Origin of the sequence: Acinetobacter sp. GSS19 (assembly GCF_028621895.1) — a bacterium.
Classification (GTDB): Bacteria; Pseudomonadota; Gammaproteobacteria; order Pseudomonadales; family Moraxellaceae; genus Acinetobacter.
The window spans coordinates 337898-354778 of the sequence record NZ_CP117520.1 but is presented as its reverse complement, the minus strand read 5'-3'; the positions used below and the strand labels follow the sequence as shown (position 1 = coordinate 354778).

The 16881-nt window shown below is 46.7% G+C and carries 18 protein-coding genes; 7 read left to right on the top strand and 11 right to left on the bottom strand.

Going from position 1 to position 16881, the window contains the following annotated elements; all coding sequences use genetic code 11:
• From rplV to PGW99_RS01705, 8 genes are all read right to left on the bottom strand, one after another.
• On the bottom strand, positions 1-330 hold the full coding sequence (rplV, locus tag PGW99_RS01740; protein ID WP_130172996.1) for a 50S ribosomal protein L22: 330 nt from the start codon (positions 328-330) through the stop codon (positions 1-3).
• A gap of 11 nt (positions 331-341) precedes the next feature.
• A complete protein-coding gene (rpsS, locus tag PGW99_RS01735) occupies positions 342-617 on the bottom strand; it encodes a 30S ribosomal protein S19 (RefSeq protein ID WP_004985338.1) in 276 nt (91 codons plus the stop codon).
• Positions 618-630: 13 nt separating this feature from the next.
• A complete protein-coding gene (rplB, locus tag PGW99_RS01730; protein ID WP_273778390.1) occupies positions 631-1455 on the bottom strand; it encodes a 50S ribosomal protein L2 in 825 nt (274 codons plus the stop codon).
• An 11-nt stretch (positions 1456-1466) separates the two neighbouring features.
• On the bottom strand, positions 1467-1787 hold the full coding sequence (rplW, locus tag PGW99_RS01725) for a 50S ribosomal protein L23 (RefSeq protein WP_273778389.1): 321 nt from the start codon (positions 1785-1787) through the stop codon (positions 1467-1469).
• Positions 1784-2386, bottom strand: a complete 603-nt coding sequence (gene rplD, locus PGW99_RS01720) for a 50S ribosomal protein L4 (protein WP_273778388.1) — start codon at positions 2384-2386, stop codon at positions 1784-1786. The genes rplW and rplD overlap by 4 nt, the downstream gene beginning before the upstream one ends.
• Positions 2387-2397: 11 nt before the next feature.
• Positions 2398-3036 carry a 50S ribosomal protein L3 gene (gene rplC, locus PGW99_RS01715; RefSeq protein ID WP_273778387.1) on the bottom strand — a complete coding sequence of 213 codons (639 nt, stop codon included), beginning with the start codon at positions 3034-3036 and terminating at the stop codon, positions 2398-2400.
• A gap of 59 nt (positions 3037-3095) precedes the next feature.
• The gene (gene rpsJ / locus PGW99_RS01710) at positions 3096-3407 is read right to left on the bottom strand and encodes a 30S ribosomal protein S10 (protein ID WP_000070912.1); all 312 of its coding nucleotides are present in this window, start codon (positions 3405-3407) and stop codon (positions 3096-3098) included.
• Between the two features lie 259 nt (positions 3408-3666).
• Positions 3667-4404, bottom strand: coding sequence for a type 1 glutamine amidotransferase (locus PGW99_RS01705; RefSeq protein WP_273778386.1), 738 nt, complete (start codon positions 4402-4404; stop codon positions 3667-3669).
• A gap of 152 nt (positions 4405-4556) precedes the next feature.
• Between PGW99_RS01705 and PGW99_RS01700 the strand changes: the two genes are divergently transcribed.
• The 4 genes from PGW99_RS01700 (at position 4557) to yihA (ending at position 8133) form a co-directional block, all read left to right on the top strand.
• Positions 4557-5750, top strand: coding sequence for a PLP-dependent transferase (locus PGW99_RS01700; RefSeq protein ID WP_273778385.1), 1194 nt, complete (start codon positions 4557-4559; stop codon positions 5748-5750).
• Positions 5751-5900: 150 nt separating this feature from the next.
• Complete coding sequence (locus PGW99_RS01695; RefSeq protein ID WP_273779392.1) at positions 5901-6665, top strand: globin domain-containing protein; 765 nt, start codon at positions 5901-5903, stop codon at positions 6663-6665.
• Positions 6666-6764: 99 nt separating this feature from the next.
• The gene (locus tag PGW99_RS01690) at positions 6765-7211 is read left to right on the top strand and encodes an RrF2 family transcriptional regulator (RefSeq protein WP_273778384.1); all 447 of its coding nucleotides are present in this window, start codon (positions 6765-6767) and stop codon (positions 7209-7211) included.
• Between the two features lie 79 nt (positions 7212-7290).
• A complete protein-coding gene (gene yihA / locus PGW99_RS01685; RefSeq protein ID WP_273778383.1) occupies positions 7291-8133 on the top strand; it encodes a ribosome biogenesis GTP-binding protein YihA/YsxC in 843 nt (280 codons plus the stop codon).
• Between the two features lie 70 nt (positions 8134-8203).
• Here the strand turns inward: yihA and PGW99_RS01680 are convergent, their stop codons facing one another.
• Positions 8204-9460 carry a dicarboxylate/amino acid:cation symporter gene (locus PGW99_RS01680; RefSeq protein ID WP_273778382.1) on the bottom strand — a complete coding sequence of 419 codons (1257 nt, stop codon included), beginning with the start codon at positions 9458-9460 and terminating at the stop codon, positions 8204-8206.
• A gap of 135 nt (positions 9461-9595) precedes the next feature.
• Positions 9596-10468, bottom strand: coding sequence for an acyl-CoA thioesterase (locus tag PGW99_RS01675; protein WP_273778380.1), 873 nt, complete (start codon positions 10466-10468; stop codon positions 9596-9598).
• 298 nt (positions 10469-10766) lie between these two features.
• Here PGW99_RS01675 and plsB point away from each other — a divergent pair, with 298 nt between their 5' ends.
• Positions 10767-13331, top strand: coding sequence for a glycerol-3-phosphate 1-O-acyltransferase PlsB (plsB, locus tag PGW99_RS01670; RefSeq protein ID WP_273778378.1), 2565 nt, complete (start codon positions 10767-10769; stop codon positions 13329-13331).
• Between the two features lie 36 nt (positions 13332-13367).
• Here the strand turns inward: plsB and PGW99_RS01665 are convergent, their stop codons facing one another.
• Positions 13368-14189 carry an NAD-dependent epimerase/dehydratase family protein gene (locus PGW99_RS01665; protein WP_273778376.1) on the bottom strand — a complete coding sequence of 274 codons (822 nt, stop codon included), beginning with the start codon at positions 14187-14189 and terminating at the stop codon, positions 13368-13370.
• A gap of 25 nt (positions 14190-14214) precedes the next feature.
• On the opposite strand from PGW99_RS01665, the gene recG reads away from it, so the two are divergent.
• Both recG and PGW99_RS01655 read left to right on the top strand, forming a co-directional pair.
• Positions 14215-16260 (top strand): ATP-dependent DNA helicase RecG, encoded by a 2046-nt coding sequence (gene recG / locus PGW99_RS01660; RefSeq protein WP_273778375.1) that lies wholly within the window; start codon positions 14215-14217, stop codon positions 16258-16260.
• Positions 16247-16876, top strand: coding sequence for a ComF family protein (locus PGW99_RS01655; RefSeq protein ID WP_273778374.1), 630 nt, complete (start codon positions 16247-16249; stop codon positions 16874-16876). Before recG ends, PGW99_RS01655 begins: the two co-directional genes overlap by 14 nt.
• Positions 16877-16881 lie beyond the last annotated feature (5 nt).

The window sequence follows — 16881 nt, the reverse complement described above, 5'->3', positions numbered from 1 at the left end:
TCAAACCCCTACCTTAACGGTGATGTGACAAGTACGCTTAGTAATACGATCTGCACGGCCTTTAGCACGTGGCATAATACGTTTAAGGCTCATGCCTTCATCAACGTAAATCGTAGAAACTTTAAGGTCGTCAACATCTAAACTGTTATTGTGTTCAGCGTTTGCAATCGCAGATTCCAATGCTTTCTTAACAAGAGCTGCAGCTTTTTTGTTGCTGAAGTTCAAGATGTTAAGCGCGTGAGCAACAGATTTGCCACGAATTAGATCTGCAACCAAACGAGCTTTTTGTGCCGAGATAGCGGCACCGCGTAATTTAGCAGTTACTTCCATCATAGCACCCATTAACGTTTAGACTTCTTGTCAACACCGTGACCACGATAGGTACGAGTTGGCGCGAATTCACCGAGTTTATGACCAACCATGTGCTCAGTAATGATTACTGGAACGTGGTTACGACCATTGTGAACAGAAATTGTTAAACCAACAAAATCTGGAAGGATCATCGAACGACGAGACCAAGTCTTGATCGGCTTACGGTTATTAGCCGCAACAGCCGCTTCAACCTTAGCGAACAAGTGCGCATCGACGAATGGACCTTTTTTCAGAGAACGAGGCATTAGTCAGATTCCTTTACTTGACGCGACGGTCGCGAATAATCATCTTAGTCGTACGCTTGTTGGTACGTGTCTTGTACCCTTTAGCTTTTTGACCCCATGGGCTTACAGGTTGAATACCTTTGTTACGCCCTTCACCACCACCGTGCGGGTGATCAACCGGGTTCATTGCCATACCACGTACGGTAGGACGAACACCACGCCAGCGTGCAGCACCAGCTTTACCTAGTGAGCGCAGGTTGTTTTCTTGGTTAGAAACTTCACCAATTACAGCGCGGCATTCAACATGGATTTTACGCATTTCGCCAGAACGTAGACGAACGATCGCGTAAGAACCATCACGACCCAACAATTGAACTGAAGTACCAGCAGAACGTGCTAACTGAGCACCTTTACCGATTTTAAGTTCGATGTTGTGAAGTGTAGAACCGATTGGCATGTTACGAAGTGGCAAGCAGTTACCTGGACGAATTGGAGCATCGTTACCAGATTGTACTTTATCGCCAGCACGCAAGCCTTTAGGTGCGATGATATAACGACGTTCACCGTCAGCATACTTCAACAATGCAATGTGTGCAGTACGGTTAGGATCGTATTCGATACGCTCTACAACAGCAGGAATGCCATCTTTGTTACGTTTAAAGTCAACAAGACGGTAGTGCTGTTTATGACCACCACCTACGTGGCGAGTCGTGATGTGACCATTATTATTACGGCCACCAGTACGTTTTTTAGCTTCAACCAACGGTGCGTAAGGCGCGCCTTTGTGAAGATGGTCGTGAACGACTTTCTCTACAAAGCGACGTCCTGGAGACGTTGGCTTACATTTTTGAATCGGCATAATTCTCGTCCTTATTCCGCTGCGCTTTCAGCGGTATCGCCCAAGTCAGCCATCTCTACATCTTGGCCAGCTTTCAGGGTGACGTATGCTTTTTTAACATCAGAACGACGTCCTAATGTTTTACCAAAGCGCTTAGTCTTACCTTTAGTGATAGTCGTGTTAACTTTAACAACTTCTACACCAAACAATTGCTCAACTGCTTTTTTGATTTCAAGTTTGTTTGCATCAAGTGCAACTTTAAAAACTTGAACACCAGCAGTTTCACCTAAAACTTGTGCCTTTTCTGAGAAGACTGGTCCTTTGAGGATTTGATAGATACGTTCGTTGTTCATCCGAGTTCTACCTCAATTTTCTTAGCAGCAGCCACAGACATCACAACTTTATCGAACGCGATCAAGCTCACAGGATCGATTGCAGTTGCATCAACCACATCAACGTGTGGAAGGTTACGCGCTGCTAGATACAAGTTTTCATCTACAGCTTCAGTAACGATCAATGCGCGAGTTGCATTCAAGTCGTTCAGTTTAGCAAGCAAGTCTTTAGTTTTTGGAGCTGCAACAGCAAACTCTTCAACCAATACAAGACGATCTTGGCGAACAAGTTCAGCTAAGATACATTGCATTGCACCGCGGTACATTTTACGGTTAACTTTTTGAGACCAGTCTTGTGGACGCGCAGCAAAAGTTTTACCACCGCCAACCCAGATTGGGCTACGAATAGAACCAGCACGAGCACGGCCAGTACCTTTTTGACGGAATGGTTTTTTACCACCGCCAGATACGTCAGCACGTGATTTCTGAGCTTTAGAACCTTGACGACCACCTGCTAGATAAGCAGTTACAACTTGGTGTACAAGCGCTTCATTAAACTCACGTCCGAAAGCAACTTCAGACAACTCAACAGCAGAGCCGGAAACAGTTTTTAAATTCACGTTATTTCCCCTCAGGCCTTGATGGTAGGACGTACGATTACGTCACCGCCAGTTGCACCAGGAATAGCACCTTTAACAACTAGAACAGAACGTTCAGCGTCAATAGATACAATTTCAAGACCTTGTACTGTTACGCGTTCATCACCTAGGTGACCGGCCATTTTCTTGCCTTTGAACACGCGTCCAGGAGTCTGGTTTTGACCTGTAGAACCTAAAACACGGTGAGATACAGAGTTACCGTGAGTTGCGTCTTGCGTACGGAAGTTCCAACGCTTAACACCACCTTGGAAACCTTTACCTTTTGATTGACCAGTTACGTCAACTACTTGACCAACTGTGAACAAATCAACACCGATCGTACCACCAACTTCACGACCTTCAAGCTCAGCTTCTGAAACGCGGAATTCTTTAACCAAACGACCAGCAGCAACACCCGCTTTCGCAAAGTGACCTTTCTGAGCATTCGTTACGCGAGATTCGCGACGTTCACCAGTAGTGATTTGAATTGCTTGATAACCATCAGTTTCAAGCGTCTTGATTTGCGTGATGCGGTTTGGATCAACTTCGATCACTGTAACTGGCACAGAGACGCCGGCTTCTGTGAAGATACGGGTCATACCGCACTTGCGACCGACTAAACCAATAGCCATGTGTGTAAACCTCTAAAAAAGCGGCTTAATTAACTTAGAGTGTTAATTAACCGAAAGCCTTAACCCAATGCGATCTGAACGTCAACACCAGCCGCAAGATCTAATTTCATCAATGCATCAACAGTTTTATCTGTAGGTTGAACGATGTCGATCAAACGTTTGTAGGTGCGGATTTCATACTGGTCACGCGCATCTTTGTTAACGTGCGGTGAAGTAAGAACGTTGAAGCGTTCGATGCGTGTAGGCATCGGAATTGGACCACATACTTGTGCGCCAGTACGCTTTGCTGTTTCTACGATCTCTTGAGCAGATTGATCAATTAAACGGTGATCAAAAGACTTCAAACGGATACGGATTCTCTGGTTAGACATACCAGTAAACTCCAAGCCAAATATATAAAGAATCACCCTTGACGCACCTCACCTATTGGTAAGTGTCAAAGGCAGTGAAAATCACTAAGGTCACGATCGATGCCGCGACTGTCACGATGCTAGTTACTTTCTTCGCAACTAACCCCCTCCTATTGAGGGTCGCCCATTATAACTATTGTTTAAGGCTTAAGCAAATCCCTTTTGATGCTTTTATGATTTTTTTAGCCAATACGAGACAAATCAACTGCTTAAATTTTACTCACAGCACAGAACACTGCAATACATATTCAATCGCCTGATTAAGTAACTGATTGCCAGGTTCAAAATGCTTTTTTTCAATTTTCCCTAACTCCGCATCAGACTGAATGTAAGGACCGATACAAGGTATCTCTTCTTCATCATTTTCCAAAAACAATGCCAGGCTTTCGGGTGTACTTTCTGGATGAAATTGAAAACCCAATACATTCTTTCCCATCTGATACATCTGGTGACGGCAGGCTGAATTTTCTGCCAGTAAAATCGCACCACGCGGAATTTCAAAGGTTTCACTATGCCACTGCAACACCTGTAACTGCGGTGGCAACTGAAAACACCAATCAGGCACCGACTGTACCCGTTGAATCATTGACCAACCACGTTCTGGATGAGGATTCCGACTCACTGCTGCTCCCAAAGCATTGGCAATCAACTGCCCACCTAGACACAAGCCAATCGCCGGCTTACCAGCAGACAGATAACGGCGAATCCAGCGTTTTTCCATTTTTAACCACGGGAAATTCGCCTCATCATTCACGCTCATGGTTCCCCCCATAATAATTAATAGATCCACATCCTCTATCTGTGGCAATGCTTCTATTTCTAATGACTGATCAAGGGGGAGTGCAAAAAACTCGGTAGCGGTGATCTGCGCCTGGTATTTTTGCAAATAGGCATAACAGCTTCCAAATCCTTCACCAGCAATATGCTGAAAATAATGGACCTTTAAATGCGACTTCATGCGCGAGAATCCTATCGTTGTTCATGTCATTGCTGCTTTTGCAAAATTGACGCCAAGTTGGATGCTTTTTCGCAAAAGTCGACTTTTACTGGCACTACAGAAGGGTTTCTCTTAATCTAAACCGTATAAAAGAACTGTTTTTGAGCATTCCTGTGAAAAAAAATCCGCAAACAGAGCTAATCCATGCACCAAGAAAGGCTCCGCAATATATCGAGACGATTCAACCTCCCCTGTTTCGTGCATCCACCATTATTTTTGACAATACCGATGCCCTGTTTAATCGCCACTGGACCGATCCCTACGATTATAGCTATGGTACACATGGCACACCGACAACTTTCACCCTAGCAGATCAAATTGCACAAATTGAACACGGTGAGTATTGCTTGCTGGCCCCTAGCGGTCTGTCAGCCATTAATCTGGTGAATTCCACTTTTCTAGCTCAAGGCGATGAAGTTTGGGTACCTGACAATATCTATGGACCCAACATGGAACATTTGCACAACCTGCAAAAACGTTATGGGATTCAGGTACGTGTCTACAATGCGCTAGAGGTTAATTCGCTGGAGTTTTCAGCCCAATCTAAATTGTTATGGCTCGAAGCGGCTGGATCGGTGACGCTTGAATTCCCCGATCTGGTGGGTCTGGTAGAAAAGGCACGTTCCGCAAAAGTATTGACCGTTTTGGACAATACCTGGGGAGCAGGGTTAGCCTTCAATCCTTTTGATTTTTCTTCAGAACATTTAGCCGTGGACATCAGCGTGCATGCGCTAACCAAATACCCGAGTGGTGGCGGTGATATTTTGATGGGCAGCATTGTCACCCGGGATAGTAAGCTGCATCATCAGCTATTCCGTATGCATGCAATTCAAGGTATTGCGGTTGCCGGTGATGATGTGGCACAGATCCAGCGCAGCCTAGCGCATATGTCCCTCCGCTATCGCCAGCAACAGCAAACTGCTCTAACCATTTTAGACTGGTTGAAAACACGAGCAGAGTTCGCACAAGTCCTGCATCCTGCCAATCCTGATTCTCCAGGACATTGCTACTGGCAACAAGTATGCCAGGATAGCTTAAGCGCTGGACTGGTCAGTGTCATTTTTAAAGCAGAATATGATATGGCGGCTATACGCCGGTTCTGTGACAGTCTTACCCTATTTAAACTCGGCTTTAGCTGGGGTGGCCCGGTCAGTTTGGTCATGCTGTATAACCCCAAAGAAATGCGCCAGCTCAATCATCCACATCTTGCCGACGGTCTACTGGTACGTTTCTGTATTGGTCTTGAACATGCTGAGGATTTAATTGCAGATATTCAGCAAGCTTTAGCGCAACTTCACTCATTTTAGCCAAAAAACAATTCAAGATATTGAAAAGTAAAGGATATTAATTATCCTTTACTTTTTTATGTATTTTTATCATGCTGTGTATTGTCAAGGCTATTTTAAAGATGTATTTTAAATACATCTTATAAACAACAAAATGAAGCCGCCGCTATGATGACCCCACAACAAATCGAAATCGTTAAGTCTACCGTACCTGTTCTACGTGAAAATGGCGTGACACTGACCAGCTATTTTTATCAACGTATGTTGAAAAATAATCCAGAGCTGAAAAATGTGTTTAACCTAGATCACCAAAGTACAGGTCGCCAACCTCGCGCCCTTGCTGCTGCAGTTTTGGCCTATGCAGAAAATATCGAAAATCCGGGTGCTTTGGGCAAAGCGGTAGAACGTATGACCACCAAACACGTGAGCTTAGACATCCAACCGGATCAATACATGATTGTGGGTGAGAACCTGTTGCACTCGATCAGCGAAGTATTGAATGTTCCATTTGAATCTGACCTGATTGAAGCATGGAAACAGGCTTATCTACAGCTGGCTGATATCATGATCGGTGTTGAGAAGCAAAAATATGACACGCTCGCACACAACCAAGGTGGCTGGGCTGGCTGGCGCGAATTTGAGATTAAAGCGGTTGAAGCTGCGGAAAATGGCAAACGTATGACCATTGCACCTAAAGATGGTAAAGCAGTGACTCCAGCAGAAGCAGGCCACTTTATTTCTGTGAAAGTTCACGTTAAAAAGCATGGTATTGATCAACCACAACAATTTACTTTTGTGGAAAATCAAGGCAATACCGATTATAGTTTCATTGTAACTCCTGAAGAAAATCCAACTGAATTCTCAGTAGCCAAAATTCTTCTTGAAGACTACCAAGTAGGTGACAGTGTCGAAGTCACTGCTCCAGTAAAGCTCTAAATTAGCAGCTTGAGTTAGAACATCCAGGCCGAGAGTTCCCCCCCTTTGAACTCTCGCGCCAAGATGATCTCCTAAGCTGTCTCTTGTGGTTAGGCGATCATGCAATTAAGTAAATTCACCGATTACGCATTACGCGTCCTCATGTATATTTCGCGTCCTCGTGAAATACCCTACACCATTGCCGAGATTGCTCAGGATTTGCATGTTTCGCAAAACCATCTCGTCAAAATTGTTCACTTCATGGGCAAACAAAACTGGATCGTCACTACACGTGGTAAAGGCGGGGGGATTCGTTTGCAGCCGGAAGCCCTTTTATTACGCATGGGTGATCTTGTCCGTATTTTGCAAGGCGGACAACCGATTGTTGAATGCGGCACCCCACCTTGCGTACTACGCAGTTACTGTGGACTCAAAGGCTTGCTCGATGAAGCAGTGGAAGAATTCTATCAGAAACTCAATCAACACACCTTGGCTGAAGCTGTGGAACCGATTCAACGTGCCGTATCCAACAATGCTTACCCAGCCATCCAACTGCTCAACGTATAATCCTCATATCGGCAATATTCGCGAGAACGCCCGAGTTCCTTTATACTAGGGTTTGATTCAAGAATGACAGTGAAGAGCTATGCATCGCAGCAGTGGAAAATCCAGAAACAGTAAGACCGCGCATACGACCAAGCAAAAGATCAGCTATGAGAAAAAAGTAGATCCTGCGATCAATGAATATGCGGTTCAAGCACTGAACTGGTTACGCAAAGCCGAATTCTTGATGAGTGCGCCCAAGCTCTCTCTCTGTGTGGACGATAGCGGTTATGAAATTGCCTTTGCGGGCCGTTCCAATGCCGGAAAATCGAGTGCGATTAATGCCTTGACCAACCAGAAACAGCTGGCACGTGCTTCGAAAAAACCGGGCCGTACCCAAATGATCAACTTCTTTAGTCTGGGTAATCCCGATCAGCGCCTGGTCGATCTTCCTGGCTATGGTTATGCTGCTGTCCCTGAAGCCATGAAACTGGTCTGGCAAAAAGAGCTGGAAAATTATCTGATTCACCGCAAAAGCCTGCAAGGTTTGGTGCTCTTGATGGATATCCGCCATCCGCTGCAACACTTTGATGTCATGATGCTGGAGTGGGCACACTCACGAAAGCTGTTTGTACATGTGCTCCTGACCAAATCCGACAAGCTGAATCGTGGTCCAGCCAACAAAGTCCTGCTCGAAGTCAAACAAACCCTGAAAAAGATGAAGTTGCAGTTCTCTATTCAGCTGTTTTCTTCGCTCAACAAACAGGGGCTGGAGGAGCTGGCCAGCGTGATGGGAGGTCGTCTGAACTTCACTCTGGATCAGGTGAGCCAATTTGATTTAGATACCATTCCGGAAGCTGTGGAGGACGATGAAGTCGACAGTTTTGAAGAACTCGAAGATTTCCAACCAGAACAAATAACGGATGATGAAGCTGATCAACGCTAAAAACTTCCATCTGAATAAAAAAGCCCAGATCGGTCACAACTGATCTGGGCTTTTTGCTGATGCGTAAATTCTAACTCTTTTGTACAGTGTCGGGTAAATGTTCGACATCTTGTGCATAACGGTCAACCACCACACTAATCATCATATCTCCCTGCACATTGACCACCGTGCGCACAGTATCGAGCAAACGGTCGATAGGTAACAGGATTGCTATCGCTTCCGCTGGCAAGCCAACTGACTGCAATACCATGATCATGGTCACCATGCCGGCACTGGGAATCCCGGGGGCACCGAGAGAAGCGATCATCGCCGTTAAACATACCACCAACTGCTGGGTAAAGTTCAATTCCAACCCGATCAGATTGGCAACAAACAGTGCCGCAGCGGCTTCATACAGAGCAGTGCCATCCATATTCAGCTGTGTCCCCAAGGGAATCACGAAGCCGGCTGTTTGCGGACGAACCCCTAAGTTTTTGCGGGCACATTCGATAGATAGCGGCATGGTCGCTGAGCTGGAACTGGTGGCAAAAGCCGTCACCAAGGCTACACGAGCTCCACGGAAAAAACGCAGCGGCTGCATCCGGCCAAATAACCACAAAAGTAATGGCAAGACCACCAAGCCATGAAATAAGGTTGTTCCGGTAACCACTGCCGCGAATTCAGCCAACCGGCTCAATACCGAAATATCTTCACTGGCAATCAGTTTTGCTAGCAAGGCAAAAATACCGATAGGTGCCAGTTTCATCACCCAACCTACCAAGGTCATCATCAGCTCAAAAAACTGCTGACTTAACTGACGGAACACATGGTAACGATCTCCACCATGCACTAGTGCCACGCCGATCAGTAAGGCAAACACCACCACGGCAAGTAGATTCCCCTCACTAAAGGCTTTAAACGGATTGATAAGGGTGTTCTGGATAAAGTTGGTCAAGAATGATGCAGGGGTTAAGCTGTCCGCTGTTTGATGAGCCTGCATGGCACTGGCAAAACTAGTGACATCGATGCCCTTGCCGACTTCAAATAAATGCGCACACAACAAGCCCAATCCCAGTGCCAGCGTCGTGGTCGTAATAAAGCACAAAAAGGTGATTTTCCAGACCCGGCTAAACTGACCACCCGCTTCCAGGTTGGATACTCCCACGACAATCGAACTAAAAATCAGTGGCACAATCAGCATCTTCAGCGAACCAATAAAAATACTGCTGGCCAGCGCCAAAAGATACAGGCTACTGTCAAAAAACTGGCTATGGGGATAGAGATTCAATAAAAAACCAAAGGCTACCCCAAAAATTGCAGCTATCAGAATTTGTGTATTTAGACTCATCACGGTACTTATGCTTGGCTCATTCTGAACGCACTATGACATGCAGCAAATCAACAATCGAGTATTATTTTTTGCCTGCGCAAACAGAAAATAAAAAGCCATCCTGAGCGGATGGCTGCTTGCAACAGGATCAAATTACTGGCTTTCAATTTCACGCAAACGGATCAAACCTTCCTGTACCGTACTGCAGACCAACTGACCATTCTGCCACATGCGACCAAAATTCAGCCCTCGTGAACTGGTAGTGACCGTGGCATCCATGTCATACAGCATCCATTCATCGGCACGCAAAGGACGATGGAAATAAATCGTATGATCCAGACTGGCACATTGTAAATTTGGCGTCAAATAGCTCAAACCATGCGGACGCAGTGCTGTGGTCATAAAAATAAAGTCTGAATAAAAGGCAATGATCGCCTGATGCAGGGCTGGATCATCCACTTCAGCTGCGATCGGATCATGGGTACGCAGATAATGGGCGTAAGTGGGAGCTTCGGGCTGCGGCTGAAACGGGTTGTAAGGATTCACCGGGCGAATCTCGATCAGACGCTCACGCATGAAACTGGCACGGACATTGTCCGGGATAAAATGAATCAGGCCATGCTTGAGTTCCTGTTCATTTTTCAGGGCTTCTGGAGCTGGATATGCCGGTTCTTCTGGTTGGTAATCCAAAGCTTCCTCAGGATGTGCAAAAGACACCATCGCGGTAAAAATGGTACGACCATGCTGAATTGCATTCACCTGACGGCTAATAAAGCTTTTGCCATCTCGGATCTTGTTGACCTCATACACAATTGGCGCATTGACGTCGCCACCATACAAAAAGTAGGCATGCATGGAGTGTGCTGGACGATCGGTGGTGTACGATGCGGCTCGTAACGCCTGTCCCAACACCTGACCGCCAAACACCCGTTTTCCCACCAGATTACGACTGATGCCACGGTAAATATTTTCTTCAAGCTTTTCCAGACTTAACAGTTCAACAAGTTCTTGGGTCAAGGCATTCATGAAATATGGATCCTACAATGGGAGAGCTGTATGAATAAGAAAACAGCAAAAAGAACAACAAAAGGGTCTCAGGTGGGCTATTTTGCCATAGCTAAACGATAAAAACCTGTAGATTGGTTGACTGGCCTGTCATCATCTGACGCGATTGATTGAGCTAAAAATACGTTTTTTAACGATAAAATGTAGCAAATGACCTACAATTTATCAGACAATATCGTCTTGTTCCGCTACACACAGCTGCAGAATTGATCATCAGGTTTCGCGTGCTGCGGTTTTTGTCATTTAGGTAGGAGTCTGTATGTCCAAGCGTGGTTTTGGTCAAATGTATCGACGGTTTTCCAGTAAGTTACTTGACCTCGTGGTAACACCACATGTTCTTGGTGAGGTTCCAACCGAAACCGTTACAAAAACAGAAGCAACAACTCCGAGCCAAAAGGTCGTGTGCTATGTGCTGCAGAATTACTCTCGCAGCAATGCCTTGGTGGTTGATGGCGAAGCTCGCCGTCTCAAGTTAAATCCGGCACTTGATCCGTTACGACTGGGCGAACATCAGGAAAAAGCCTCCCTGATTTTCTTGCAGCATAAAAATCAGCGCAACCTTGTCAATCCACCCACACACGCCTTTTCACCGCGTCTGCTGCGCTTGGTCGAACTTCTGGAAAAGCATCCAGATTATGAAGTCGAACTGATTCCTGTTACCGTGCTTTGGGGCCGTTCTCCAGACAAAGAAGACTCCTTACTTAAACTGCTCTTTACCGATACTTGGGCGACACCGAGTCGTGTCAAGCAACTGGTCAATATCGGCTTACATGGTCGGGAATCTTATCTGGAGTTCCACGAAGCGATTTCGTTACGTGCCTTGATCCAGCATGCTCAAACCCAATATCCGAATTTATCCCCTGCGACCTATATCACCAGCCACCTGAATGATTATCTGGATCGTCAGCGTGAGGTAGTACTCGGCCCGGATTTATCCGACCGTCGCAATGTCATGCAGTCCCTGATCAAATCCCGTGATGTTCAGGAAGCGATTCGCCGTGAAAGTATCCGCGGTAAAGTCAGCCTGATTGAAGCTGAACAGCGAGCGATTGGCTATCTAAACGAAATCGTTTCCGATTATTCGGCATCGACCGTGCGTTTTGCCGACATGGCACTGACCCGCCTATGGACGCAGCTGTATGATGGCGTGGAGGTGCATAATTTCAGCACCGTGCGTGAACTGGCCAAAGATTACGAAATTATTTATACGCCATGTCACCGCAGCCATATCGACTATTTATTATTGTCTTATGTGATTTATCGTCGTGGACTGATGGTGCCATTTGTCGCTGCCGGCGACAACCTGAATCTGCCGTTCGTCGGTCAACTCTTACGCGGTGGTGGTGCATTCTTTATTCGCCGTACTTTTGGTGGAAATGGACTGTATACCACAGTGTTCAAAGAATACCTTTACAGCATTCTGTCACGTAACACACCGATTGAATACTTTATTGAAGGGGGGCGTTCACGTACCGGCCGTCTGCTGCCACCAAAAACCGGCATGTTAGCGATGACAGTACATAGCCATTTGCGTGGTCGTTCCAAACCGATTGTCTTTTTACCCACCTATATCGGTTATGAACGCCTGATGGAAGGTTCGACCTATATCGGCGAAATGCAGGGTAAACCGAAAGAAGCGGAATCCTTGCTCGGCATTATGCAAACCCTGCGAAAAATCGAACGCATCTTTGGCAAAGTCCATGTGAATTTTGGCGAACCGGTGTTTCTAGATGATGTGCTGAAGCAGCATCATGCTGAACACATCACTATTGAGAAAAATGATGATCCGATTCCTACCGAGATCTCAAGCGCAGTCACTACTGCTGCACAGGTGATTCAAGAAAATATCAACCGTGCTGTCGTCATTAATCCGGTCTCACTGTTATCACTGATTTTATTGGCCACACCAAAACACACCCTAGATGAAGCCATCTGTATCAAACAGTTAGACGCATATCGCAACCTGTTGACTGCGCTGCCTTACGATGAACGGACACTGGTCACCCCGTTATCAGGCAAAGAAATTATTGCCTACGGTCTCAAACTAAAACTGATTAAACGGGTACAGCATGCGCTGGGCGATATTATCGCGATTGAGGACCATCAGGCTCTCTTGCTGACCTATTTCCGCAATAACATTCTGCATGCCTTTGTGTTGCCTTCACTGATCGCCTCTCTGGTTGAACACAACGCCAAACTCAGCCGTACCGATCTAACCAACGTGATTTGTACCCTGTATCCATTCCTGAAAGCCGAGCTATTCCTGAAATGGGGCGTGGAAGATCTCCCGGCCCAGATTGAACGTTATATCGAAGGCTTAATGGGATTGCAGCTGATCAGCCAAGATGAAAATGGTGATTTGATCAGCCCAATGCCAAATACCGAAGCGCATAACCAGCTCACCGTCTTGGCTGCACCAGTCAAACAAAGTCTAGAACGCTATTACATGACCTTGGCACTGATTACACAGCGTGGTTCCGGCAATATTTCTGCCCGTCAGGTCGAGGAACTCAGTCATTTACTTGGTCAGCGCCTCTCTGTCCTGTATGAATTCAATTCACCGGAATTCTTTGACAAGGCCCTGTTCCAAAGCTTCCTGAAAGTGTTGACACAACAAGGTTACATCCATACCAATTCACAAGGGGCAATTGCCTTTGATGAAGGCTTTAGCGCCGTGGCTCAATATGCCAAACTGGTTCTGGATGATGCTACCTTGCAGATGTTGCAGCACATTACTGCCTTTACCGATGAAGAACTGAAAGAAGCACTCGAGGCAATGGCCGCCCATCAAGCAAAACGTCGCTTAAAACGTAAAAAGAAATAAATAGCAAAAGGCAACTCTACGGAGTTGCTTTTTTTATCAGCTAAGCTTGTATTCAGATGCCTGTAACTGCGCCAGATAATCCTGAAAACAGTCCGGATGCTGTAACTGAAACCCACTGGCCAGCATACGTGAGGCATAGATTTTCCGCCCAGATAACCCACTACTCGTTAACGACAATAACGCTAAGCCCAACTGTTGCTGGAACCAGAGAATCACCTCATGCAACGGGATCGGCTGATTGTCGCTGACAATATAGGATTCTGCAGGTTGCGCCAGTTGGGTCAGAAATGCCAAGAAACATGCCAGATCCTCAATATGGATACGATTACTGTAGTGAATATTGGGGTAATGCTGGGTCTGCTGTGCCAGCTTGCACATCCTGCTAACAGAACTGCCATAAATCCCTGTCGGACGGATAATGGTGACCCGCCCCGGATAAGCAGCCAGCCAGGCCAATTCCATCTGGTGCAGAATCTCAGCCTGAGCATCGGGTGGCTGAGTCGACGTCTCGTCATCCACATATTCCCCGGCATGCTCGCCATAGACCCGGGTGGATGACACCACCACAATGCGCTGCACGGGATGATCTGCCAATGCCTGAACAATCGGTTGCACACTGTTCAGATAGGTATGCTGATAGGCTTCCGCTTTCGATTGCTGTGGACTTAGCAATACATACACCCAGTCGACCGGCGCAATCTGGCTTAAATCCAGCTGATGCACATCCTGAATCAGATGATTGGCAAACGGATCGGTTTTCGGACTCTGGCTGATTGTGGTAATTTGATGACCTTGGCCAAATAAATGTTTGGCAACGCGTTGAGATGTTTTACCATAACCGATAAATAAAATATGCATTTACATTGACCTAGGTTGAGGGGACATGGCGCTGGTCCATCAATTGCAGGGCGTGGGTAGCGCGGCTGCAGCTTTACTGGAAAAACTCAATATCTTCACGACAGAGGACTTACTGTTTCATCTGCCTCGGGACTATGAAGATCGTAGCACCATTATCCCGATGAACCAACTCAGCGTCGGTCGTAGCTATTTATTGGAAGGTTTAGTCAAATCCGTTGATTTTCCACCAGGTAAGCGTAAATCCATGGCGGTTTTGCTGGACGATGATTTCGGTAAAGTTACTCTGCGTTTTTATCATCTGTATAAAGCCTTAACCGATAAAATGCGTGCCGGTAACCGGCTACGGGTCTTTGGTGAAGTTCGGGTCGGTGCTCGAGGGCTGGAACTCTATCATCCGGAAATTCAGCTGATTACTGAACACACGCCATTACCGAAAACCCAGCTCACTGCTATTTATCCTAGCACCGAAGGTTTAACCCAAGCCAAAATACGTGATTTTGTACGGCAGGCGCTGGCTGAGCATAGTGACCATCTGGCCGAGTTGTTACCTGCTCAATTCAGTAATGGCTATGCCCTTAAAGAAGCGCTGCACTATATTCATGAGCCACCGCTCAGCGCCAATATGCAGCAATTATTGCAAGGCTCCCATCCTGCCCAGCAACGGCTGATTTTTGAAGAACTGGTGGCACATCAGCTCAGCCTGTTAACCCGGCGTGCCTATATTCGCCAGATTCAAGCTCCCACCTTCGCACCAAGCCAAGACTTCGCTAAACAGCTGCTCGCCAGCCTCCCCTTTCAGATGACCAATGCACAGAAACGGGTCAGCAAAGAAATCATTACCGATCTGAAACAGAACCGCCCCATGCTACGGTTGGTACAAGGAGATGTCGGTGCCGGAAAAACCTTGGTAGCAGGTGTAGCAGCCTGTCATGCACTGGAAGCCGGCTGGCAAGTGGCTTTAATGGCACCCACGGAAATTCTGGCAGAACAGCATTATCTCAATTTCAAACGCTGGTTCGAACCGCTTGGAGTCCAGGTGGCTTGGCTTTCCGGCAAACAAAAAGGCAAAACCCGTGCTGCCGCAGAACAGCAAATTCTGGATGGCTCAGCACAACTGGTGGTCGGAACCCATGCGCTGTTTCAAGACAATGTTGCCTTTGCCAAACTGGGTCTGGTCATTATTGATGAGCAGCACCGCTTTGGTGTTGACCAACGTCTGGCTTTACGCAACAAAGGCAATGGTGAATTGACTCCACATCAACTGGTCATGACCGCCACGCCTATCCCGCGTACTTTGGCAATGAGTGCCTACGGTGATCTGGATACCTCGATTATTGATGAACTGCCGCCGGGTCGCACCCCGATTCAGACAGTGACCATTCCGTTGGATCGCCGTGAAGAAGTCTTGCAGCGCATTGCCAGTAATTGCCTGGAAGGCAAACAGGCCTATTGGGTCTGTACCTTGGTAGAACAATCAGAAACTCTAGATGCTCAAGCCGCTGAAGCCACCTATGCCGAAATTAAGGAGCGTTTTCCAGAACTGAAGATTGGCTTGGTCCATGGCAAGATGAAAGCCGATGAAAAGCAGGCGGTGATGCAGCAATTTAAGAACAATCAACTACAACTGCTGATTGCCACCACCGTGATTGAAGTTGGTGTCGATGTGCCGAATGCCTCGATTATGGTTATTGAAAATGCCGAGCGTCTCGGCTTATCGCAATTACACCAGTTACGTGGTCGTGTCGGACGGGGAGCCAAAGCCAGCTTTTGTGCCCTGTTATATAAAACACCGCTCTCACAAAATGGCCAGGAACGTTTACGAATTTTAAGGGAAAGCAATGATGGCTTTGTGATTGCAGAAAAAGATCTGGAATTACGCGGACCCGGTGAACTGCTTGGCACCAAGCAAACCGGAGATCTAGGCTTTCGTGTCGCCCGCCTGGAACGTGATGATCACCTTTTGGCTCAAGCTCATCATGTGGCACAAGAGATTTTGAACTATTATCCTGAGCACGTTACACCCCTCCTAAAACGCTGGCTACCTGAGGCACCGCGTTATGCCTACGTCTAGATTTGATCCTCTGAGCTGGTTACGACAGCAATTACCCTGTATTTTATGTGGGATTGCCAAACAACAGCAGCATGCGGTCTGTCTGGACTGCTGGCAACAGTTACCCTGGCTGAAACAAACAGTGACCCGACATGAATTAGACATCATGGTGGCCTGTCATTATCACTATCCGCTGGATCGCATTATTCAGAAATTCAAATACCAGCAGCAACTCCACTATCAGAGACTACTCGCAGGCTGCTTATCGCAACTTAAACTGCCCCGTATACAAGCAATTGTACCGATGCCGATTGCCACTGAACGTTTAGCCAGCCGTGGCTTTAACCAGTCCGTCTTACTCGCCAAAATTCTGGCCGAACAGCTGAATGTACCGGTCTGGCAACCTATTCAACGACAATCGCAATATGCACAAAAGGGCTTATCCCGTCTAGAACGGATCGAAGATATTGAAAACCAGTTTCAGATTTTTCATCCTCAACCTATCCGCTACCGACGTGTACTGATGCTGGATGATGTCGTCACCACCGGGAGTTCGTTACATGCATTGCGTATTCAATTACAGTCTCTGGGCTGTGAACAGATTTATGCCTGTTGTGTTGCGGCAGCCGAACTTTAACCGGA